Origin of the sequence: Vibrio sp. 661 (assembly GCF_033339315.1) — a bacterium.
In the GTDB taxonomy this organism is placed as follows: Bacteria; Pseudomonadota; Gammaproteobacteria; order Enterobacterales; family Vibrionaceae; genus Vibrio; species Vibrio alginolyticus.
In genome coordinates, this window is record NZ_JAWOUJ010000001.1 from 617,782 (window position 1) to 641,783 (window position 24,002).

Genomic DNA, 24,002 nt, shown 5'->3' on the forward strand with positions numbered 1-24,002 from the left:
ATGTTAAGTAAATTTTTCATTCACCGGCCGAAGTTTGCTTTGGTGATCTCACTGGCGATGACATTGATGGGTATGATCGCCCTGAAAGTCTTGCCAATTTCTGAGTATCCTCAAATCTCTCCAACGGTAATTACGGTGAGCACCATGTATCCGGGTGCAAACGCGGATGTGGTTAAAAAGACGGTAGCACAACCGATAGAAGCCAAAGTCAACGGCGTTGAAGACATGATTTACATGTCTTCTGTGATTGGTAACGATGGCTCATACACATTGCGTATTTACTTCCGAGTGGGCGCAGATGGCGATATGGCACAGGTTCGTGTGAACAACTTGGTGGCACAGGCGACGTCGTCTCTACCACAAGAAGTAAACCAAATCGGTGTGACGGTTAAGAAGAAATCTTCCGACATGCTGGGCGTTATCACACTGCGTTCTCCGAAACAGTCTTACGACAGTATCTACCTTTCTAACTACGCGGATCTCAATATCGTTGAGCGTCTAAAACGTATCGAAGGTATGAGTGACATTACGCTGCTGGGTAAGAAAGACTACTCAATGCGTATTTGGTTGAACCCAAATAAATTGGCCACCTTGAAGCTTTCTGCTAGCGATGTTATCGGCGCAATTAAAACGCAAAACATCCAAGTGGCGGCGGGTAAGATCGGTGGTATGCCAGCTCCGGGTGACCAGCAATATCAATATGTTTTGCAAACCAAAGGCCGCCTTACTTCTGCGGAAGAGTTCGAGAACATCATCATCCGTGCGAGCAAGAAAGGTTCTTTGATTCGCTTGAAAGATGTGGCTCGTGTCGAAGTTGGCGCACAAGGTTACGAAGCTGATGGTCGTATGAATAACGAACCAGCCGCCGTTCTGGCCTTGTACCAGTTGCCGACAGCGAACGCGCTAGACGTGATGGAACGCGTGAAAGAGGCCATGAAAGAGTACGAGAAATCGTTCCCAGATGATTTGGTCTACGACATCGCGTATGACTCTACCGAATACGTAGAGACATCGATTGATGAAGTGTATGAGACGCTAGTGATTGCGGTACTTCTTGTAACCTTCGTTGTGTACGTTTTCTTGCAGAACTGGCGAGCGACCATCATACCAACCTTAGCGATTCCGGTTTCCATCATTGCGACGTTCGCAATCATGGGCGTGATGGGCATGACCATCAACACCATCTCGTTGTTTGGCTTGATCCTCGCCATCGGTATCGTGGTGGACGATGCGATCATCGTGGTAGAGAACGTGGAGCGGGTTATCCATGAAGAGCATTTAGACCCGATTCCGGCCACGATCCAAGCTATGAAAGAAGTGACGGGGCCAGTATTGGCAACAACGCTCATTTTGTTGGCAGTATTCGTACCGGTTGCGCTATTGCCGGGTATTTCTGGTCGGATGTTCAACCAGTTCGCGGTCACCATCTGTGTGTCGGTGCTGATCTCTGCGATCAACGCATTAACGTTAACGCCAGCGCTTTGTGCGTTGATGTTGAAATCTACTCACTCGCAACCTATTGCGCCTTTGCGTGCGTTTAACCGCGGTTTTGAAGCAATAACGCGCAAATACCAAGGTTTAGTTGGCTTCTTGAGCCGCCGCATTGTGCTGAGTATCGGTGTGTATGGCGCGCTTATTGCGGTGCTGGCATTTGCGTTCATGACCGTACCTTCTTCTTTCGTTCCGAACGAAGATAAAGGCGTGTTCATGGTCGAAATGCGTTTGCCAGACGCAGCAGCATTGCAGCGTACTGCACCATTAATGAAGAAGTACGTTGATGAGCTAAAACAGATGGAAGGTGTGGAGAACGTGGTTTCGGTTGCGGGCTTCTCGGTAATTAACATGGCGTCGATTCCAAACTCGGGCATGTTGATCATCAAACTGGATAACTGGAGCAAACGTAAAGACCCTGAGTTACACCAACGCGCGTTGATGAGCAAAGTTAACCAAATGCTGAACTCAACGCCAGATGCCGCTTCGTTCGTTTTCGCGACGCCGGCAATCAAAGGCATGGGTGCGGTGGATGGTTTCAACCTTGTGCTGCAAGACAACTTGGGCCGTTCTCCACAAGAGTTGGCAAAAACAACCGCTGATTTTGTTGGCCAAATCAATCAACTGCCTGAAGTGGCGCGTGCGTTCTCGATTTTCCGTGCGAACATTCCGCAACGTTACATCGATATTGACCGCGATAAAGCGATTTCGATGGGCGTACCGTTGAATGAAATCTTCAGCACACTGCAAGCGCAGTTGGGCGGTGCCTACATTTCTGACTTCAACTTGTTTGGTCGTTCGTACCAAGTGAAAGTGCAAGCAGAAGAGCAATACCGTGACAACATCGACGACATCGACCATCTGTTTGTTCGCTCAAGCTCTGGAAAAATGGTGTCACTGGCAACGCTAGTGAAAGTGAAGCCGATCTTCGGCCCTGATACCTTATCGAACTACAACATGTTCAGTTCTGCAACCGTGAACGGTGCGCCAGCGCCAGGTTACAGCTCGGGTGATGTTGTAAAAGCCATTGAAAAACTGGCTGCGGAATCTTTGCCAAGTGGTTACTCGTACGAGTGGTCAGGCATGACTTACCAAGAGATGAAAGCAGGCAACATGGCGCCAATCGCGTTCGCATTGTCTTTGCTGTTCACCTACTTGTTCTTGGTGGCTCAGTACGAAAGCTGGACTATTCCTGCTGCGGTAATGATGGCGGTTCCAGTCGCGATTCTCGGCGCAATGGGCACGCTACTGCTGGTGGGACAACCGTTCGATTTGTATGTGCAGATTGGTGTGGTCATCTTGATCGGTATGTCCGCCAAAGTGGCGATTCTTATCGTGGAATTTGCCAAAGTTCTGCGAGAAGAAAAGGGCTTATCCATCATTGATGCTGCCAAAGAAGCTGCTCGAATCCGTTTCCGAGCAGTACAGATGACCGCATTTGCCTTCATCTGGGGGGTATTCCCGTTGGTGATTGCATCGGGTGCCGGTGCGGCATCTCGTCACTCACTGGGCTTTGCGGTATTCGGCGGCATGATTCTCTCTACGTTTGTTGGCACGTTACTGACGCCAGTGTTCTTCGTGATGATGCAATCTCTGCGCGAGAAGTTTAAGCGAAAGAAACCCACTGAACTTGAGGTGAGCGAGCAATAACGCTGATTTCAACTGACTGACTCCACAACACCCCCACGCTGTGTGCGATTGGCCAATGCCTTTCATTGATATACAACCACCGTCGCAGCGTGGGTTCCCCTAACAATAATAGGTTTTAACATGAAAAATCTTTCAAAAATCGTCGTAGCGAGCTCTCTACTGACTTGTGCTGCTGCGCAAGCGGGTGGGTTATACCTTTACGAAACTACAGCATCGGATATTGGTTTGGCATCCGCTGGTATGGCGGCTCGTGCGCAAGATGCCTCAGTAATGGCAGCAAACCCGGCTGGTCTGGCGAATGTTTCTGGTAAATCTTTCTCTGGTAACCTGATTGGCCTTTACGGTGACGCGCAACTAGACACGATGACTGGCGATGCGGGCAACGTGATTGGTTTTGTTCCTATGGCGTCGGCATTTTACAGCCAACAAGTGAACGACAAATGGACGCTGGGTATTGGTCTGTATGGCAACTACGGTCTTGGCCTAGAGTACGAAGGTCTTTTGGATAATCATTTAGATATTCCTACAGCAACGACACAAGCGTTGACCATTCAACCTTCCGCTTCTTACCGCATCAATGATCACTGGTCTGTGGGTGCGGCGCTTGGCATTCAGTACGGTATGTATGAAGTGGAAACGAAGGGAGCCTTGAACTTCAATGACGAAGACCAAGATACTCAGCTCAACGGCCGAGTAGGTGTGCTTTATGAAGCAACACCAGGCACGCGTCTTGGTCTGTCTTACTCTTCTGAAACCGAATTTGAATTCGACAATAGTAACTCCATTGCTCCGCAACAACTGATCTTCAGTGCTTACCACGAAGTGAATGATGACCTAGCGGTGATGTGGAACGTGAACTGGCAAGACTGGAGCGAATACACAACCACGCTGAACGTAGAGACACAAGACACTTACCAAATCGCATTGGGTACTCAGTACAAACTGAATGAAAAAATGATGTGGAATGCAGGTTTTGCATTCGATACCAGCATGTATGAAAGTCAATCAAACGGTGACATTACCGTTCCTACTGGCAAGGCGTACCGCATTGGTACAGGCATTGATTACAAATTGGATTCAGAAAACTCAATTGGTTTCGCGTTTGAAGCGATCTTGATGGAATCGTCAAAAACGCCACGCTTACAAGCTGGTTTTGATGAGCCTGCGCTGTACTTCATGAGCATGAGCTACAACTGGAAAAACTAATCATTCCTAATCGCTAAAACGCCTTCCTTACAGGCCATTCTACCCTAACTACCTGCACTGGATGCTGTCACACCATCTAAGGTAGTTAGGGCGCTTCTGTCACATCCAGTGAGTGATGATTCAAAAAGTATCTGCGCAGCTAAGTGCGGGTATTCAACATCTCAAAGGACTAAAAAATGAAAAATAAACTAGCGTTAGTGTGTACGACTTTGTTGGTTAGTACGCTGGCTCATGGTGCCGAGCATCGAGTAAAAGACAATAAAAACAAGTTGGCGGATGACCCAACAAAAGTCATCACGAAATTTGGCGCGTCGTACGCAAACAACTACGATTTTGATGATCAAAACATCTCATTCTCGGGCTCACTTGCGCTTGACCAAGCGCGCAAAATTAACCTGCGTATCAATGATGATGCGAGCGAGTGGCGTATTGGTGGCTCGTGGTTGTTTCCGGTCGGTATCGTGAACTTCAACTTCGGTAAAAATGAATACGTAAACGGCGCGGATCAAACCAACTACAGCGTTGGTACCTTTATGCCGCTAAGTTATTTCGGGATTGAGCCAGCAGGCTTCCAAATTTTCCCAATGGCAGGCTATACGTACAACACTGGTGATGTTCCTGTTTGTGACGGTGCAGAAAGTAGTCTCTGTAGCGAGCCTAACTTTACGGGGACGCCAAGTGCAGAGAATGGCTTCAACATGATGAGCTCTTCAGGCAGTAGCGGTTACGTTGGTGCATTTGCGCTGAAATTGTTTACCAAAGAGCTGACGTTAATCAGCTTCGCAGCAGGCACTTACGGCTCAGAAAACAGTGAAGGAGAGAACTACAAAGGCTTCTTTGGTGGTATTGGTCTTGGTTACCTCGTGAGCAAACGCCACTCTTTTAACGTAATGACGTTTGTCATGGACAACAACACCTATTTGGATGAAGCAGACAAGCGCATCGTGTTATCATATCAATATCAATTTGAATAAATAAAAACGCAGCCCAAATAGCTGCGTTTTTACTTTGATAGAATGAACTAGTGAATTGAGTTGTTTTCTTCGATCTTTTTCTGGTACTGGTGTTTTAATATATACATGCGCTTAACATCGCTGTAAGCGCCGTTAATAAAGTATTCTTCTACAAGGTGACCTTCTTCGATAAAGCCGCACTTTTTGTATAAGTGAATAGCGACTTCGTTATCCACTGCGACTAATAAGTAGATTTTACGTAGATTAAGAATTGAGAATGAGTAATCTAACGCACGATTAATCATCTCTGTCGCATAACCTCGGCCTTGATGCTCTGGGGCGATGATTATCTGAAATTCCGCGCTGCGGTGAATGTAGTTAATCTCGATCAGCTCAACTAAGCCAATTACGATGCCGTCTTCATCTTCGACGACAAAACGCCTTTCAGCGTCATCATGTATATGTTTTCGATAAAGTTCTTCGAGCTCGTCATAAGACTCGTAAGGTTCTTCGAACCAGTAGGCCATGATATTTCGGTTGTTATTCAGTTCATGAATAAAGCGCAAATCAGAACGCTCTAATGCACGCATTTTTAGGCCTTTCTTCATCATTTTTCTCCAATGAGGGCGGAGAATACCTCCGCACTTGATGCTAGAAAATATTACCGTATTTCACAAGAATAGCGCATCTTTTTTTGGAAAATATCCTGTGATTTTCAATGTGGAAACTTAGAGTTCACGACAAATATAAATTAATCTTTACGATAAAAAACTCGATTAGGTGCTTTGCCTAATATCGTATTAAATACCGCGCAACGACTTAGTGTCTTAATCTAAACAAACAAGGTATTCAATATGTTTTCAATCGGTGACGTAGTAGTAGCGACTAAAGGTATCGATCTTGGCGAAATGGTTGTTACAGGTTTAAGCAGTGGCGGTTTTTACACACATGTAAAAGCAGGCGAAAAAACACTAACTTACCCAGCTAAAGATCTTAAGAAAGCATAATTAAATTTGCTCATTCTTATTTTTAACTGGCTTAAAGTTCGTATTAGTTATTTTAAGCGGGTTAGAATCGATAAAAGGTAGCGCAATGAGTCGCTACCTTTTTTTATTTTTTCTACCTTTCTTCACCAATATGAAACTCAACGCGATTTCTTCCAGTTTCTTTTGCCTTTTAAAGTGCTAAGTCGGCGCGTTTAACTAATGGTTCAAATGAGTCGTCGAGACGACAGACTTGAGTTACCCCAATACTCGCGGTGAAGCTCATATCACAACCTGAATGTTGAACGGTCGTCGTTTCTAGTGCATTACGAATCGTTTCTAATGTGTCTAGAGCTTGCTGTGATGAGCGACTTCTTAATACGATGGCAAACTCTTCACCGCCAACTCTGGCAAGTAAGTCACAATCAAGTAGATGACTTTTAATAGTATTAACTGCATGGATCAGTGATTTATCGCCTGCGTCATGACCAAATCGGTCATTGAGGCTTTTAAAATTGTCGAGATCTAAAATAGCAACATGGAAGTCAATGCCCTGGGTTCGGTATTCATTTAGGCGGCTTTCGATTTGTCGCATGAACTCTCTGCGGTTTGGAATACCTGTTAGATCATCCGTCGTGGCGAGGTGCTCCATCTTCATAATCTGTATATGAAGGGCAATGTTTAAAGCAATCCAATTAGCGATGCACTGAAGCTGTGCCGCTTGTTCGTTTGTGTAAATGTGCGTTTGATGATGCGCAACATTAAGCGTTCCTAGGCAGACTTTACCGTGCATTAAAGGCGCGTCCATACACGTACCCATACCATTGGATGCGAGCATCATACAATCGATCTCATCAGATTGCGTAACATCATCGCAGATCATCAGTTGTTGCTTTTTGAACACTCGGCCAACAAACGCTTGATGAATGGGCACTAAAAATTCAGCGGGAATCGCTTTACTACCAGAGAAAGAGTAGACCTTTAGATGATCATTGTTTTCATAAAGTGTGATACTCGCACGGTCAGAATTAAATATACGATTTATCCATTCTGCCACCGTATCAAGTACTTGCTGTAGTGTTTCCGATTGAGCTAAAAAGTGAACAAACCCTATCGGCATACATATCGGACTTTCCATGTTTTGCATCGATAAGTCATCAGGGTTAAAAGTTCTTTCAAGTCTCAATAGACATCTCCTTGGCAATGTTGCAAATACCAACAATAAATTACGTGAAGCTATTTTGTAGAAAATGTGCTTCTTGGTAAGAGTATGGTTTAATTATCGCCGTTTGTGTGCATTTGGTTGCTTAATGTGGGCGTTAACTCACCCTAAATAAGTAAATCTTATACCTATTTATAAGTAAGTCATTACTCAATAAGTGATGTTTTTAAGATGGAAGTACAGAATGAGCCCTTCTGGAAGAGAAGGGCTAGAAAAGGATACAAATGGGGTCAGGTGAGTAGAGACTTAATTGTCTTTGTACTTTTGTAAAATCAACTGACTTATCTGCGCAACGAGCTGGTCCCTAGCTTGAAGTGAGAGCTCGGTTTCTGTGACATAAATACTAATGTAAACAGGTCGATGATTTTCCTTCCATATAATCGCGTTAATGCCACGCGAACCATGACCACCCGCACCAGAACGGTCTGCAATAGACCAACCTGTTGGTAATACAGAACGCATTAACGAGTCTGAAACTTTGTTGTCTTGCATCCAGATTTTTAATTGTACACGAGACTCATAAGACAACGTTTCGCCTTCGATCAAGGTTCGCAGAGTGTTTAGTATGGCGTTAGGTGTGGTTGTATCGCGGCTGTCGCCTGGTGTGGCTTCGTTCAAGCGAGGTTCTATTCTGTCTAGGCGCGTTGCTTTATCTCCAATTGTTCGCAGAAACATTGTTACGGCTTTAGGGCCGCCAATTTCATTTAATACCAAGTTGGCTGCAGTATTATCACTCATTAACATAGCGGCTTCACACGCGTGCTCTATGCGTGTGTTTTGGCCTGCGAGCTTATCCATCACTGGAGACCATACAACGATACTGCGCTCATCGACTTTTGCGGTCGCATTTTTACTTAGCTTACCGCTGTCCATATCACTTAGCATTTTGGCACAAGCTAGGGTTTTGAATGTGCTCATGAGTGGGAAGCGTTCATCGCCACGGTAATCCCAACGCTCGTCTGCTTGGGTATCCCAAACTGACACCCCAATTCTGCTTGAGGTTTGTTGCTCGAGGAGAGAAATGTCCTCATTCAGTTGGGACGCGTAACTTAGGGTTGAGCAAACCATTAGCCCAGCCAACAAAAATAACTTTTTCATGGATCGTGTTCTTCAATTTTAGTTTTAGTTCGCACCGTAGCGATGTCACGTAAACTATAACGAGCCAATACTCTAAACACTGTTAAATCTATGTCTATTTTATGTAGGATTCTTTGCAATACGCTTATACGGTCTCAATATGAGGAGAAGAGTGTTGCTATCAAGGCCCGTAGTTTGGCTTATATATTACGTCGGTGATTCGGTCATAAAAATATCTTAGCGTGAGACACTGGCTCAGAATTTCTTATCATGAGCTAACGAATAGTTTGATCCAGAGAAATAAAAGGAGCTGAATCATCAGCTCCTTTGTCTAGTTGGATAATTACTTACAGTTCAATCTTTTTAACCATGCCCGATTCTGCATGGCCCGGAATGTTGCACGCGAACTCAACGTTGTTGTCACCGTGGAAATGCCACAACAACTGCTTCGCTTTGCCTGGTTCGACCGTCACAGAGTTGCCCGAGTCGTGCATATGATCACCGCTCATTGTCTTCATCATTTCGCGATGTTCTAGCTGCTCTTTAGCCGAACCAATCGTAAACTCGTGGTTGATCTTACCTGTGTTCATGACTACAAACTGCACCACATCGTTTGGCTCAATCTTAACGTCTTTCTTGAACTTGATGGTCATGTCATCACCCAAGATTACGTGTACCACCTTGTCTGGCTTTGCCCCTTTCGCTGGCATACCTACTGCCGACATGCCCGGCATATCCATCATGTTTGAATGGTCCATTTTACTGTGGTCCATCTTCATGCTGCCGTGGTCCATGTTTTCATGCTTCATGTTGCCATGGTCCATGTTCGCGTGGTCCATGTTTGAATGATCCATTTGGGCAAACGCAGTCGTTGTTGTTAGGGCTAGAGCAAGAGTGATTAGTGTCTTTTTCATTTTTATATCCTTGTTTTAATTCATTAATAACTTGGTTGCTTCCCCTCAAACGGCATGTTTGAGAGGAAGGTAGGGATTAAGCGTTGTTGTTTACATCACTAGCTTGAGTGCTAGCTTGGTGATTAGTCGCATTGCTTGGGCGCAACTCACGTTGTTTCCACAGCTTGAAGATGGCTGGAAGCACTAACAGCGTCAGCAGCAGTGCTGATGCCATACCGCCAATCATTGGTGCAGCGATACGTTGCATCACTTCTGATCCTGTCCCTTCGCCGTACATGATCGGAATCAGACCAATAATTACTGTTAGTACCGTCATCATTACTGGGCGAACACGCAGGCCTGCACCTTCACGAATGGCATCAGTTAGGTCTTTCGCTTCAAGATTCTGTTGGCTCTCTTCCGCATCTAGCTTCTTGTAGTGCCATGCTTGGTTGAGGTAGACGAGCATGATGACCCCAATTTCAACCGCGACGCCTGCTAGGGCAATAAAGCCGACCCCAACGGCAATCGAGAAGTTGTAGTTGAGGATATGCATGAGCCACAAACCACCAACCATAGCGAGCGGTAGGGTAAGCATGATGATCATCACTTCGCCGACACGACGGAAGCTGAAGTAAAGCAGCAACATAATGATGGCGATGGTGATTGGCACCACGACACTCAAGCGATCTTTCGCACGCTTCATGTATTCGTATTGACCAGACCAAGCCAGCGAGTAACCCGCAGGAAGCTCCAGTTGATCGGCCACGACTTGCTGTGCTTCCACGACGTAAGATCCGAGGTCACGGCCATCGATGTCGACAAATACCCAGCCGTTCGGGCGTGCGTTCTCTGTCTTGATCATTGGAGGGCCGTCTTCATAACGAATGTCCGCTACATCAGCCAGCGCAATACGAGCGCCATTTGGTGTCACTAATGGTAGGTTTTGCAGTTTAACCACTGAATCACGGTAGTCTTGTGGGTAACGAACGTTGATTGGGTAACGCTCCAAGCCTTCGATGGTTTCACCCACATTCATGCCGCCAACCGCGGTGGAGATCACCTGCTGAACGTCTTTGATGCTTAAGCCATAACGTGCTGCGGCACGACGTTTAATGTCGATCGTGACATATCGACCACCTGCTACACGTTCTGCGTAAACCGATGCCGTGCCTTGTACGTCATTAAGAATTGGCTCTAGCTGAGAACCGATCTTCTCAATCACTTTCAGATCAGGTCCGGCGATCTTAATGCCGATAGGGGTTTTGATGCCTGTTGCCAACATGTCGATACGCGTTTTGATCGGCATTACCCAAGCGTTAGTAAGACCAGGGAACTGAACCAGCTTGTCGAACTCTTTGCGCAGTGACTCGGTTGTTACCCCTTCACGCCATTGGTCGCGTGGCTTCAACTGAATCACGGTTTCAATCATGGTGAGTGGCGCTGGATCGGTTGCGGTCTCAGCTCGGCCAATTTTGCCCCATACGGTTTTCACTTCTGGAACGGTTTTGATCAGCTTGTTGGTTTGTTGTAGAAGCTCACGCGCCTTACCAATTGAGATACCCGGATAGGTCGTTGGCATGTACATCAAGTCGCCTTCATCCAGCGGCGGGATGAACTCGCTACCCAGTTGACTGGTTGGGTAGTAAGCCGATGCCATCAGACCTAATGCGATAACAATCATGGTCTTAGGGTATTTTAAGCTGGTGTTCAACAGCGGACGGTACAACGCGACCAAGCCACGGTTAACTGGGTTTTTGTGTTCTGGTAACACCTTACCGCGAATGAAGTAGCCCATAAGAACAGGCACGAGTGTGATTGCCAAACCTGCTGCTGCTGCCATGGCGTACGTCTTAGTGAACGCAAGCGGCGAGAACATCTTGCCTTCCTGACCTTCTAAGGCAAACACCGGTACGAAGCTAAGAGTAATGATCAGCAACGAGAAGAACAGCGGTGCGCCAACCTCTTCTGCGGCTTTGCCAATTACTTGCCAGCGGTTCTTGTCGGTCAGTGGCGTTCGTTCAATGTGCTTGTGAACGTTTTCAATCATTACTATTGCACCATCCACCATGGCACCGATGGCAATCGCAATACCGCCCAAGGACATGATGTTGGCGTTGATGCCTTGCCAATGCATTACGATAAACGCAGTGAGAATACCGACCGGTAGGCTCAGAGCGATAACCAATGAAGAACGAATGTGGAACAGGAACAACGCACACACAATCGCAACGACGATGAACTCCTCTGCAAGCTTTTTCCATAGGTTTTCTACCGCTGAATCGATAAGGGTAGAGCGGTCGTAGGTTGCAACAATTTCCACGCCTTCTGGCAGGCTGCGTTGTAGGTCTGCGAGTTTGTCTTTGACTTTCGCAATCACTTCACTGGCGTTTTCACCAAAGCGCATCACGATAACGCCACCGACCGCTTCACCTTCGCCATTCAGCTCTGAGATACCACGGCGCATTTGTGGGCCAAGGTTAATGTCTGCGATGTCTCCTAATAGCAACGGCGTGCCTTTCTCAGTGACTTTGAGAGGCAGTGATTTGATGTCTTCAATGCTGGTTAGGTAACCCGTGGTACGAACCATGTGCTCGGCTTCGGCCACTTCGATAACGGACGCGCCGGTTTCTTGGTTACCGTTTTGGATTGCCATGTTCACTTGTTGCAAAGTGAGGTTGTAAGCACGCAGTTTGGCAGGATCAATCTGCACTTGATACTGCTTCACCATACCGCCCACGGTTGCGACTTCAGAAACGCCATCAACGGTTTGCAATTCGTACTTCAAGAACCAGTCTTGCAGGCTGCGAAGATCCGCTAAATCATGCTTGCCGGTTTTGTCTTGTAATACGTAGCTGTAAACCCAGCCCACGCCCGTTGCATCAGGACCTAGGGTTGGTTTTGCGTTCGGTGGCAGCTTAGGTGCCACTTGGCTTAAGTACTCCAACACGCGTGAACGTGCCCAGTACATGTCGGTATCATCGTTGAAAATGATATAAACGTAAGAGTCACCAAAGAATGAGTAGCCACGAACTGTCTCAGCACCCGGCACGGCAAGCATGGCGGTGGTGAGTGGGTAAGTGACTTGATCCTCGACGACTTGAGGAGCTTGCCCCGGATAGCTTGTCTTGATGATCACTTGCACATCAGAAAGATCCGGAATCGCATCAACAGGCGTATTCTTTACACTGTAAAGTCCGCCTAATATAAGGGCTAAGGTCGCGACCAACACTAGGTATCGGTTGCTCAGTGACCAACGAATAATAGCATTGATCATAATTAACCCTCGACGGCTGTTGTTGCAGGAACTAGCTGTCTAAGAACGTAGTCAGATCCTTGTTTTTCAACTAGAAACCGAACTTTCTGTCCTTCTTCAAAACCCGTTAGATCAACCTCTTCACCCACAGAGAAGTTCATCTCGCCTGCATCCCAGTTCCATTCTGCAACCGGTAGGTGGTTTAAGGTGATCATGCCAAAATCAGCCATCAGCATGGTGATGTCACCAGTTAGCCAAACTTCTGCGGCAATGACGCTGTTGTCTGCCTTATAGTCGATGATTTGGTACTGACCGGACTCCGTCTTTTGCATTTCAAATTCGATAGCCTGACCTTTTTTCAAGTCACCCATCTCAACGCCATCTGCGAAAGTGAAGTTCATTACCATGCCCGGCCAATCCCATTCTGGTACAGGCTGGTGGTTGATGGTCAGCATACGGTGATCTTTCATCACATCCGTGATCTCACCTTTAGCCCATGCCGTTTCTACTGCCGCTTCTACACCATTGATGCGAGACAGATCCGCCGACTGGCTTGATTCAGAATCGAGCATGAAGTGAGATGAAGTAACGATCTTGTCGCCTTGCTTAAGCCCTTGTAATACTTCGATTTGTTCTCCAGCTTCGCGGCCAACTTCAATTCGAGCAGAACGGTATTTGCCATCACCTTCCGCCAGAACAACGCGAGTCATACCGCCAGAGCGAATAACAGATGATTTAGGAATCGTTAATACTGCGTCGTCAGTAACAGGCTGCAAGGCAATATTGGCGAACATGTTTGGCTTCAATGCGCCATCTGGGTTAGGGAATTTAAGGCGCACACGCAACGTACGTGTTTTCGAATCAAGGATTGGGTACACGTAATCGACAACACCTTGCCATTCATTGCCCGGAATCGCGTCAAGGGTCATCGTGGCTTGAGAACCCGCTTTCATCCAGTGCGCTTGACGCTCAAAGACTTCTGCATCAACCCAAACATTGTCCAAGGGACCCGCACTGATCACCGCTTGAGCAGGGGATAAATAGCCACCTTCACGCACGTTTAAGCTCGCGATAACGCCATCAGCAGGCGCTTTGATTTCAATGGTTTGCGATGCTTTACCGCTACGAGTAATGGATTTGATTTGAGCGCGGTCAACCCCAAGCGTTACCAAGCGTTCGGTCGCGCCTTTTACAAGACCTTTGCGGCCAGTGCGGTACGCATTTAGCAATTCTTCTTGTGCTTTAACCAGTTCAGGAGAGTAGAGCGTGAAAAGCACATCGCCTTTCTTCACTTTCTCACCCACAGCATTGATGTAGAGTTTTTCTACCCAACCCGCCACACGAACGTTGGTTTGCCATAACAGACTTTCATCAAAGGCGATATAACCAACGGTTTCGATGCGTGGTGATAACTGCTGTAGTGTCGCGTTTGCGGTTTTAACCCCGAGGTTATTTTCTACTGAAGGGTCAATAGTCACTGTACCCGGAGCGTCTTGTTCACCGGATAGGTCTTCTGCGTAAACCGGAATCAAATCCATGCCCATTGGAGATTTACCCGGTTTGTCGCGTTTGTAGTTCGGATCCATTGGGGCAACCCAGTAAAGCGGATCATTAGAGCTTGCAGCAGATTCGCCACCCATCGCACTCATGTCGTGAGTCGAGCCCGTAAGAAAATGATTCGCACCAAACCCTAAAGCACCACCAACAATCAGCGAGATGGTTGCAACTTGTAATGTTTTCATTGTTTTACCTTATTTTCCCCTTCACATTTGACGCTACAGCGTTGTTGCCTGCTCTCGTTCACCCAAATCACATAGCAGATCTATGCTCATGGGATTCTCTCGTTTGCCGCCTAGCTGTAGCCCCAACTGTCTTGGGGAATCACAAATTAATATGTCGAAATAGAGCGAGCTTCTGGTGAAGCGACTTGGTAGTCGAAACCACCGAGTAGGGTGGCTAAATTGCTGTTTGCGATGTTGAGATCGGTCAGCAGACGTTGTTGCTCTAATTGCAGAGCCAACTCGTCAGTCGTGGCAGAAATCACATCGTTAAACTGCGCTGTGTTGTTTTGATAACCCCGCTCAACGGCTTGAATGCGCGCTTTCGCTTGAGGTAATAAGGTGGATTGATAACGTTCTAAGCGTTGGGTTAAGTTGCCGCGATCAACCAACAGAGTGTTCACCTTGGCATTCATCTGCGTCAGTAAGGTGTCCTTTTGTGATTGTGCCGCGCCAACTTGGTATTGAGCGGCCGCGAGATTGCGATCTTGGCGGTCACCCGTAAACAACGGAATGTCCATGGTGAGGTAAGCGCTGACCAAATCTGATGCTGGCTCACCCATCATGTTGTCGGCTTGGCGGTAGGCGTACATTACTTCGACGCCAAATTGTGGGTTGTAGGCTTGCTCAGCAATTTCCACCTGCGTTTTATTGGCAGAAATGCTGACGTCGGCCATTTTAACCATTGGGTGCTGACTAAGTTGTTGGTAGTGCTTGGTGGAACCCTGACTAGCAGCAAGTTTGCCGTTCAGTGTGTCCCAATTAAGTTGGTTGCTCGCGTGCAGAGCCTGTTCATTCGCCAACCAATCTGAACCCAACCATTCGGAGAGTTGAGAGATAAGACGACGTTGCATTTGTGCATTGGCTTGCAGTTTCTCATCCAACTTGCTGACTTGAAGTTGGGCGTTAAGCAGATCTTGCGCTTCACTCTTACCAATCGAATAGTTGGTTTGAATAAAGCTTTCCATCTCCTTCATCAACTTGCGGTTCTCAAGCATGATTTGCTCAGCGCGTTGCTGGTAACCAAGTTCTAACCAAAGTTGAGTCATGCTGTTGGCTACCTCAAGCTCACGAGCATGCACTTGAAGCCCAAGGCCGTCGGCTTGTTGATTGGCTTTCTTCTGCTGTAAATCAAGCGTAGAGCCACGCTCAAACTGTTGCATTAAACCAACGGAGATGTTGGTCATTGGGTCTTCATCGAATTTGAAGCTGTCGACAGGCAAGCCACCAAAACCTACTTTTAGTTTTGGGTCCATCAAGGTCGCACTCGCGACGCCCGTTTCACGCATGGCAGCAGATTGCGCTGAGTATTGCTTACGATTGCCATCGTTACTCAAAGCGACGTTGATCAGTTGGGCAAGCTTGGTCGTTGAAGCTCGCTCACTTGATGCGGAATTTTGCGCTGCGTGCGTCTCTTTACCTGCGGCGTTAACCAAGGTTGGCGCAGCGACCAGAGCCACCATAAAAATAGGTGCAGCTAAGCGGTATGGTTTGATATCCATAATCTAAATCCAGTGTTCGCCGGATCGATGGAGGTGCTGATTTTATTGCGGGAACAGTAAAGCCTTGTCACCTCATCGTTCAGGCGCATTAAAACAACCTGCGATACACGCGCAGGGTCGAATGCTAGGACGGATTTAGGCTATAGGAGGTCGGTATAGGTCGCGGCTGACGTGTACGACTGGGGAAGCAACTTCAGGAGTAATAGTTGCGCGATAGACGACGGGCATTGGGCTATTGATAGGATTCGGTAGGGGGACGAAAACTATCGTACACGCGGCAGTGCAGCAGGTATGAACCATGCCAGAGCCTCCACCACAGTTCATGCTGGTTTCTCTTGCATCGCCATCTTCGGACATAGAAGCGTCTGTCATGGAGACGTCCATCATGCCGGGCATACCGCAGTGTTCGCTGTCACTCATCATAGAAGGATGATGAGCCATGCCAGTAGACATCATTTGAATATTCATCAACGGCTCACTGTTCGCCACACTAGATACCAATAGTACTAGCGTCGTGAAGAGAGTTAACCAGATTGTATGCAGCGATTTTAAGTGCATACCTTTTCCCATGTGTTTGATGAAAATGATGAAAACCCTTCGATTCTAAAGGTTAACCTAAGGGTAAGGTCAATCATTTATTACTCTTATTATCAAAATAGTCCACCCCTACAGTTTTCGCACTTTCGAGGGAGTAAAACGTTTGTTAAACACCGAGTGTTGAAAGTTAGCGAAAGAAGCCCTCGCTTTTTATGACACGTGAAAAATGTGGTTTATAAGTTTTACATCACACTAACTTGTCTTACAAATGATTATCCTTATAGAATGCATGGTTTTACTTGTGCAGATTTGGATTTGCTTTGCTGCGGGGGTTGCATGATAGAAATTGTCATCGATGGAAAATATAGAATTGTAGAAGAGGGTCTAACCCTTTTAGAAGCAGCAAAAGTGTGTGGGGTCGAGATCCCATCGCTGTGCGGAATGAACAAAAGTAATGAAAAAGTACCGTGTGACTTGTGTGTGGTTGAAGTCGAAAGCGGCGGTACTAAGCGTGCGTGTGAACTCGAAGTTTACCGCGGCCTTAATGTGGTCACGCAATCAGAACAACTAAGCGAGCACCGCAGAAAAGCACTTAACCGCATCATGACGGACCATTACGCCGATTGTGAAGCGCCATGTAAAACCGCGTGTCCTGCGGGCGTGGATATCCAGTCGTACCTTTATCACATTGCACAGAACGATCATCAAAAAGCGATTGAAGTGATTAAGCGTACGCTTCCTATGCCACTATCGATTGGCCGTGTATGCCCAGCATTTTGTGAGAGCGAATGTCGCCGCTCGTTAGTCGATGAACCAATCGCAATTCGTCAGCTAAAACGTCACGCCGCGGATGCGGATTTGTCTGCGCATGAAGCCTACGTACCGGAAAAGAAACCAAGTAAAGGTTTGAACATTGCCGTCGTGGGCAGTGGTCCTGGTGGTCTAACAGCTGGCTACTACTTATCGAATGAAGGCTACGACGTTACGGTCTTTGAATCCATGCCAAAAGCGGGCGGTTGGTTGCGTTACGGTATTCCTGAATACCGTTTACCAAAAGACATTCTCGATAAAGAAATCGAATTGATGTGCCGCAACGGTATGCAAGTTCACACCAATCAAAAGCTAGGTGTGGATTTCACGCTTTCTCAATTGAGCGAAGAATACGACGCGGTGTGTTTGGCGGTCGGCGCGTCTCAAGCGGTCGAAATGCATTACACAGGCAGTGACCTTGAAGGTTGCTACTTAGGTGTTGATTACCTCAAAGATTACGTGACTGAGCAAAACTATGTAACGGGTCAGAAAGTCGCGGTGATCGGCGGTGGTAACACGGCAATTGACTGTGCTCGTACTGCGCGTCGTGCTGGTGCAGACACCACGTTGATTTACCGTCGTACCCGTGACGAAATGCCGGCAGAAGACTACGAGATTGTTGAAGCGGAACACGAAGGGGTGAAATTCCACTTCTTGACCAATCCTGCAGAAAACCTTGCCGATGAAACCGGACGCGTGAATGCGATTCGTCTAGAGCGCATGGCGTTGGGTGAGCCGGATGCATCTGGTCGTCGCAGCCCTAAACCAACTGGCGAGTTCTTTACCGAAGAGTTCGACACCGTGATTGCAGCAGTATCGCAAAAGCCAGATCTGAGCTTCCTCGAAGGCGAAGATTTGTCGATTCCACTTACGCGCTGGAATACTTCTGATGCCGATGAAAAGACCATGCACACCGGCACGGGTAACATCTTCAGTATTGGTGATTTCCGCCGTGGTCCAGCAACGGCAGTTGAAGCGGTGGGTGATGGTCGTGTTGCGGCAAAAGCAATAGACCTATTTTTGAATGGTGATATGGCGGATATGCCAAAGGCGGCGTTCAACTCACGAAAAGAGAAGAAGCTCTCTCAAGTCGATCCGCTTCACTTCGAGAACATCCAGAAAGTTGCTCGATCTATCATGCCTGAGCTGACTCCAGTACAACGCGAGCAAAGCTTCGCTGAAGTGGAGTTGGGCTTTGATAACGAAGAAGCAATGAAGGAAGCGGCGCGCTGTCTAGAATGTGGCTGTCAGGCAAATACTGATTGTGCGCTGCGTGATTACTCCACCGAATATGAAGCTGAGCAAAGCTTTGACTTCTCCTTGCAGATTAAATCACACCAAGATTGGCTAGATCTTCGTGCGAAAGACTTGCGTCATAAGTACGAAGTTGACCGCAGTTCTGAGTTTATTGAGTTTGATGCTAACCGCTGTATTAGCTGTGGTCAGTGCATCCAAGCGTGCCGCGACAAAGCCGTACACGGTGTACTGAACTTCGTGTGCGATAAACAAGGTCGTCCTGCATTACGTCCTGACGATCGTCCACACTTTGGAAGTAACAAGAATGGCTTAACCCTAATGGGTGATTCGAACTGCGTGCAATGTGGCGCGTGCGTTCAAGTGTGTCCAACGGGCGCAATGGTCGATAGTCGTGACCGTTCACAAGGTCGTACCGAAGATCTGAAAGCGGTCGACACCATTTGTACATACTGTGGTGTGGGCTGTAAGTTGACTATGTTCGTGGATGAAGCAACCAATACGATTCGTTACGTGAAGGGCGGTGACTCGCCAGTGAACCAAGGCATGCTGTGTGTGAAAGGGCGCTTTGGTTTTGATTTCATTGGCAGTGAAGAGCGTCTTACCACGCCATTGATTCGTAAAGACGGTTGGTTGCAGCCTGCAAGTTGGGAAGAGGCGATTCAACTGATTGCGAGCAAGTTCTCTGGCATCAAGCAAGATTTTGGCAGCAACGCATTGGCGGGTTTCTCTTCAGCGAAAACCACCAACGAAGACAACTACGCGTTCCAAAAATTTGTCCGTCGTGAACTGGGCACCAATAACGTCGACCACTGTGCGCGTTTGTGCCACGCATCGAGTGTAACCGGTCTTGAAGCGTCACTGGGTAGTGGTGCAATGACCAACGACATTCCAAGCATTAAGCACTCGGATGTGATCTTTATTATTGGTTCGGATACCACATCGGCGCACCCGATTATTGCTTCACATATCAAACAAGCAATTCGTCACCACGGCGCTCGTTTGATTGTGGCTGACCCGAAACGTGTCGATATGGCAGAGCATGCTGAGCTGTATATGGCGCACCGTCCGGGTACGGATGTGATGCTCCTAAACGGTGTCATGCAGCAGATCATCAAGAACGGTTGGTACGATCAAGAGTACATCGAAGAACGTGTCGACGGCTTTGATACCTTACTGCAAGAAGTGATGTCGCCAGCCTATAACCTCGATAAAGTGGAGTTGGTTACGGGCGTAAAAGCCGAAGACATTCAAGCAATGGCGCGCATGATCGGTACAGCAGATCGTACGGCTGTTTACTACTCGATGGGTATTACTCAGCACACGACAGGTCATGACAACGTGCGTTCTATCGCTAACCTGCAATTGCTGTGTGGCAACATCGGTATTGAAGGTGGTGGTATTAACCCACTACGTGGTCAATCTAACGTGCAAGGCGCGTGTGATATGGGCGCTTTGCCAAACAGCTTCCCGGGCTATCAAAAGGTATACAACCCAATTGTGCGTCAGAAGTTTGCGATTGAATGGAACGCACCAAATCTGCCTTCTGAGCAAGGTCTAACCCTGACAGAAATCATTGATGCGGCTTGCCATCGTGACGTTCGTGGTATGTACATCATGGGTGAGAACCCAGTGTTGAGTGACCCGAACCAAGCGCATGTGATTGAAGGTTTAGAAGCGCTCGATTTCTTGGTAGTTCAAGACATCTTCCTAACGGAAACCGCGCAATACGCGGATGTGGTTCTGCCTTCTTGCTCGTTTGCAGAGAAAGCGGGTCACTTCACCAATACGGAGCGTCGTGTTCAGCGCGTGAATCCGGTCGTAACGGCGCCGGGTGAAGCGAAAGAAGATTGGTGGATTATCCAAGAGATCGCCAATGCAATGGGTAGTGATTGGGATTACCACTGCGTGTCTGATATCACTAATGAAATCGCACGAGTGACACCTCAATACGCGGGTCTTCGTTGGGATGCCATTACGCCAAACGGTGTGCAATGGCCGAGCAACAAGAACAACCCTGCGGGTACTCGCATCATGCACCAAACCCAGTTTACTCGTGGTAAAGGTCAAATGGTGGGCGTACCGTTCCGTTATGCGGCTGAGCTGCCAGATGAAGAGTACCCACTTGTGTTAACGACGGGTCGCGTACTTGAGCAGTTCCATACTGGCACTATGACGCGCAAAACCAAAGGGTTGGATAATCTTGCTGGCCCTCGTGCGATGGTGAGCGTGGAAGACGCAGAAGCGCTAGGCATCAGTAATGGTCAGCGTCTGACGGTGTCTACACGTCGCGGCAGCATTGAGATTGATGCCTTTGTGACTAAGCGGATTCAAAAAGGTGTGGTGTTCATTCCTTTCCACTTTGTTGAATCGCCAGTCAACCGCCTAACGACAACGGCAACTGACCCGCATGCGAAGATCCCTGAGTTCAAGGTCGCTGCGGTTAAAGTGGAAGTGAGCGAGAAAACAACGCAGACAGAGTCTCTCGAAGATAGTTACCAACACGTTTAAACTCGGTGAGTCACGTTGTTGTCACTGACAATTTGAGCCTAGTTGATGGGCGGATAATCTAATCTTGATTTCCGCTCTCACTACATTCACTCGGATTGTCTTTTTCTTCAAACTCCTTTTACTTTTCTGTTATCACCGCGCTCCGGTTAGTTTTCCCTTCTTACTTCTTACTTCTTACTTCTTACTGTCTCTATGGCGTATTTTTGTTCAAGCCCATGATGAGAGTGCAATAAAGTTTGTTGTTGAGCTTGTCATAGAATTGACTGTCTCTGACTGTCCTCTGTTATTTGGGCAAGTTCTATAACCTAAACTTTGCTCGCTTCCTATACTGAATTAACGAAGCAAGATTTTTATAACAACAAGAGGAAGCTTGTATGACAAGAACAACCTCATTTGCACTCGTTTTATTACTTATGTGCGCATACTTTGGTTACAACCGTTATTATGTATACCCCCAGCAGTTGGAAACACAGGCGAAGTCCATGCTAATACAAATGGCAAATCGCGAAGAGTGGGTAGATGTGTTTGAGATGATGAATCGCGTAGACGCGCATAAGGGCCATTTGGAACTTGTTGCTGACGTGACATCCTCTGATGGTCAGCGTGCGTACAGTGAAGGTATTATCACGTACACGGATCGCGAAGGCGTTGTCTGTAAACAGGTAGTGTTCAACTTTAAAATAAACTCTTTGAAAAACTACAATATTTCCGATTTACGAGATTGCTCCTACGGTGAGTACTATTAATATTGTCTGAGAGTTGAGCTCGATAGCACAGTGTATGAATACAGAAACAAAAAATAGCCCTTCGTTGGGGCTATTTTTGTTTTTAAGGAATGAACGCAATATCGTGGGATTAGTCGAGTGATTTTTTGAAGCGAAATGAAGCGACAATAAGGCCGATAACGGTGAATCCAAGTAACCAAACTGTATCTCGCCATAGCTCTATTAGGTCTGCACCACGCAGCACCACACCACGAATAATTCGCATAAAGTGGGTGGCAGGCAGCGCTTCGGATATCCATTGTGCCGCGATGGGCATTCCTTCATAAGGGAACATAAATCCGGACAGAAGAATCGATGGCAAAAGAATAAACACCGTCATCTGCATTGCTTGAAGCTGCGTCGTCGCAATGGTGGATATCACCAAACCTAAGGTTAAACTCGCGGCGATAAACAGCAGCGTACCAAACAGTATCTGACTAATGGCGCCGTTTATCGGCACACCAAATATCCAGTGCCCCAAGCCTAAAATGATAAACACCTGTATCAGACCAACAAAGATGTAAGGGATGATCTTCGCCACCATGAGTTCTATGGAGTGGATTGGCGTAGTAATCAGTAACTCTAAATTGCCACGCTCCCGTTCTCGAACAATGGCTGCACTGGTGAACAAGATCATCGTCATGGTTAGAATCACGCCCAACAAACCAGGGACAATGTTCACCGCTGAGCGCCGACTCGGGTTGTAATACAGCGCAACTTCAAAGGTTTTGGTTGGAGCAGGACGTATCTCAAAATCAAAATCCGTTAACGGCATGGTTTGTAGCGAGAGAATCGCAGAACTGATCATGGTGTCTGAACCATCCACAATCCACTGGCCAAGTTCTCGACCTTGCACCATACGTTGGGTTAAGTCGCTAGGCAGAATTAAAGCCGCTCGTACCAAGCCGTCTTGAATGGCTTGCTCGGCTTCTGTTGCGGTAGCGAAGGTTTCAACCACATCGACCACTTGCGTTACTTTAACGGACTCGGTAATCACGCGCCCGGCGGTACTGCCACTTTGATCAACGACACCAACCGGAATATTGCGAATATCGGTATTAATAGCGAAGCCGAACAGCAGAAGCTGAATTAGCGGGATCATCACGACCATGCCAAAGGTAATGCGGTCACGTGAAAGCTGACGGATCTCTTTGATCATTACCGCTTTCATACGGGCAATAGATTTCATCATTGGCGACCTTCTCCCGTCACGCTGACAAACACATCTTCCAAGCTAGGACGAGCAATGTTCATCTCGCAGCCATCAAGCTCAGGAAAGGTTTGGGTTAACCATTCGATCGGTTCTTCGATGTGCTGGTGGATCAAAATGCGTAAGCGAATGCCGAGCTGTGCGGCCGAGCGCACCTCTTCACGCTGAATGACTTTCTCTTTTAGCTCGCGTAAGTTATCCGCTTTGACTTCGACGATGTTAACGCCCATTTGCGCCATGAGTTCTTCTGGCTCACCATCGGCGCGGATTTCCCCCGCTTCCATAATAGCCAGACGATGGCAACGCTCTGCTTCATCCATGTAATGCGTAGTGACCAAAATCGTCGTGCCTTGGTCAGAGAGATCAAACAACTGCTCCCAGAAATCGCGTCGGTTTTCTGGGTCAACCGCAGATGTGGGTTCATCGAGAAACAACAGTTCTGGTTTGTGCATGGTCGCTGCGGCGAGAGACAAGCGTTGTTTCTGGCCGCCACTCATTCCGCCGACGCGCTGTTTACGCAACTGGTCGAGACCGTAGGTGGATAGTTGTTCTTCGATGCGAGCTTTTAGGGCCTTGGTTTCCATACCAAAGATTTGTCCAATAAACTCAAGATTCTCTTGAACCGTCAGATCATCATAAAGCGAGAACTTTTGCGTCATGTAGCCAATCTTGAGGCGCAGAAGCTCAGATTGTTTTGGGATCTCTAGCCCGAGTACATCGACATTGCCTTCGCTTGGGCTAAGTAAGCCAGTTAACACACGAATAGTTGTCGATTTGCCACAGCCGTTAGGACCAAGAAAACCATAAATACTGCCTTTGAGCACATTAAGCGTGATGTTGTTGATGGCGGTGAAGTCACCAAACTTCTTCACCACATTTTCAGCTTGAATCGCGTATTCGGTCAT

16 protein-coding genes are annotated in these 24,002 nt (G+C 47.3%); 6 read left to right on the forward strand and 10 right to left on the reverse strand.

Annotated features, from left to right (window positions below; translation table 11 throughout):
* From vmeQ to R7P69_RS02855, 3 genes are all read left to right on the forward strand, one after another.
* Positions 1 to 3,141: an efflux RND transporter permease subunit VmeQ gene (gene vmeQ, locus R7P69_RS02845; protein WP_182016428.1), complete on the forward strand. Its 3,141-nt coding sequence runs from the start codon at positions 1 to 3 to the stop codon at positions 3,139 to 3,141.
* A gap of 120 nt (positions 3,142 to 3,261) precedes the next feature.
* On the forward strand, positions 3,262 to 4,347 hold the full coding sequence (locus R7P69_RS02850; protein WP_017821523.1) for an OmpP1/FadL family transporter: 1,086 nt from the start codon (positions 3,262 to 3,264) through the stop codon (positions 4,345 to 4,347).
* Positions 4,348 to 4,523: 176 nt separating this feature from the next.
* Positions 4,524 to 5,321, forward strand: coding sequence for a hypothetical protein (locus R7P69_RS02855; protein WP_017821522.1), 798 nt, complete (start codon positions 4,524 to 4,526; stop codon positions 5,319 to 5,321).
* A gap of 47 nt (positions 5,322 to 5,368) precedes the next feature.
* Here the strand turns inward: R7P69_RS02855 and speG are convergent, their stop codons facing one another.
* Positions 5,369 to 5,908 carry a spermidine N1-acetyltransferase gene (speG, locus tag R7P69_RS02860; protein WP_005375417.1) on the reverse strand — a complete coding sequence of 180 codons (540 nt, stop codon included), beginning with the start codon at positions 5,906 to 5,908 and terminating at the stop codon, positions 5,369 to 5,371.
* A gap of 246 nt (positions 5,909 to 6,154) precedes the next feature.
* Here speG and R7P69_RS02865 point away from each other — a divergent pair, with 246 nt between their 5' ends.
* A complete protein-coding gene (locus R7P69_RS02865; RefSeq protein WP_005375418.1) occupies positions 6,155 to 6,307 on the forward strand; it encodes a hypothetical protein in 153 nt (50 codons plus the stop codon).
* A 169-nt stretch (positions 6,308 to 6,476) separates the two neighbouring features.
* Here R7P69_RS02865 and R7P69_RS02870 read toward each other — a convergent pair whose 3' ends face one another.
* The 7 genes from R7P69_RS02870 to R7P69_RS02900 form a co-directional block, all read right to left on the reverse strand.
* Entirely contained in the window at positions 6,477 to 7,469 is a 993-nt protein-coding gene (locus R7P69_RS02870) for a sensor domain-containing diguanylate cyclase (RefSeq protein WP_238952529.1), read from the reverse strand.
* A gap of 282 nt (positions 7,470 to 7,751) precedes the next feature.
* Positions 7,752 to 8,603: a carbenicillin-hydrolyzing class A beta-lactamase CARB-56 gene (locus tag R7P69_RS02875; protein WP_017821520.1), complete on the reverse strand. Its 852-nt coding sequence runs from the start codon at positions 8,601 to 8,603 to the stop codon at positions 7,752 to 7,754.
* Positions 8,604 to 8,929: 326 nt separating this feature from the next.
* Positions 8,930 to 9,496 (reverse strand): copper-resistant cuproprotein CopI, encoded by a 567-nt coding sequence (copI, locus tag R7P69_RS02880; protein ID WP_017635240.1) that lies wholly within the window; start codon positions 9,494 to 9,496, stop codon positions 8,930 to 8,932.
* 76 nt (positions 9,497 to 9,572) lie between these two features.
* Positions 9,573 to 12,752 (reverse strand): efflux RND transporter permease subunit, encoded by a 3,180-nt coding sequence (locus R7P69_RS02885; protein WP_238952534.1) that lies wholly within the window; start codon positions 12,750 to 12,752, stop codon positions 9,573 to 9,575.
* A 2-nt stretch (positions 12,753 to 12,754) separates the two neighbouring features.
* The gene (locus R7P69_RS02890; protein WP_238952536.1) at positions 12,755 to 14,473 is read right to left on the reverse strand and encodes an efflux RND transporter periplasmic adaptor subunit; all 1,719 of its coding nucleotides are present in this window, start codon (positions 14,471 to 14,473) and stop codon (positions 12,755 to 12,757) included.
* A 146-nt stretch (positions 14,474 to 14,619) separates the two neighbouring features.
* The gene (locus R7P69_RS02895; RefSeq protein ID WP_065275409.1) at positions 14,620 to 16,011 is read right to left on the reverse strand and encodes a TolC family protein; all 1,392 of its coding nucleotides are present in this window, start codon (positions 16,009 to 16,011) and stop codon (positions 14,620 to 14,622) included.
* 135 nt (positions 16,012 to 16,146) lie between these two features.
* Complete coding sequence (locus R7P69_RS02900) at positions 16,147 to 16,569, reverse strand: hypothetical protein (protein ID WP_017635236.1); 423 nt, start codon at positions 16,567 to 16,569, stop codon at positions 16,147 to 16,149.
* 315 nt (positions 16,570 to 16,884) lie between these two features.
* Here R7P69_RS02900 and fdhF point away from each other — a divergent pair, with 315 nt between their 5' ends.
* Together fdhF and R7P69_RS02910 are read left to right on the forward strand one after the other, a co-directional pair.
* On the forward strand, positions 16,885 to 21,123 hold the full coding sequence (gene fdhF, locus R7P69_RS02905; protein WP_017821515.1) for a formate dehydrogenase subunit alpha: 4,239 nt from the start codon (positions 16,885 to 16,887) through the stop codon (positions 21,121 to 21,123).
* 374 nt (positions 21,124 to 21,497) lie between these two features.
* Positions 21,498 to 21,869 (forward strand): hypothetical protein, encoded by a 372-nt coding sequence (locus tag R7P69_RS02910; RefSeq protein WP_005375433.1) that lies wholly within the window; start codon positions 21,498 to 21,500, stop codon positions 21,867 to 21,869.
* A 109-nt stretch (positions 21,870 to 21,978) separates the two neighbouring features.
* Here the strand turns inward: R7P69_RS02910 and R7P69_RS02915 are convergent, their stop codons facing one another.
* Complete coding sequence (locus tag R7P69_RS02915) at positions 21,979 to 23,076, reverse strand: ABC transporter permease (protein ID WP_174844543.1); 1,098 nt, start codon at positions 23,074 to 23,076, stop codon at positions 21,979 to 21,981.
* The gene (locus R7P69_RS02920) at positions 23,076 to 24,002 is read right to left on the reverse strand and encodes an ABC transporter ATP-binding protein (protein WP_238952537.1); all 927 of its coding nucleotides are present in this window, start codon (positions 24,000 to 24,002) and stop codon (positions 23,076 to 23,078) included. The genes R7P69_RS02915 and R7P69_RS02920 overlap by 1 nt, the downstream gene beginning before the upstream one ends.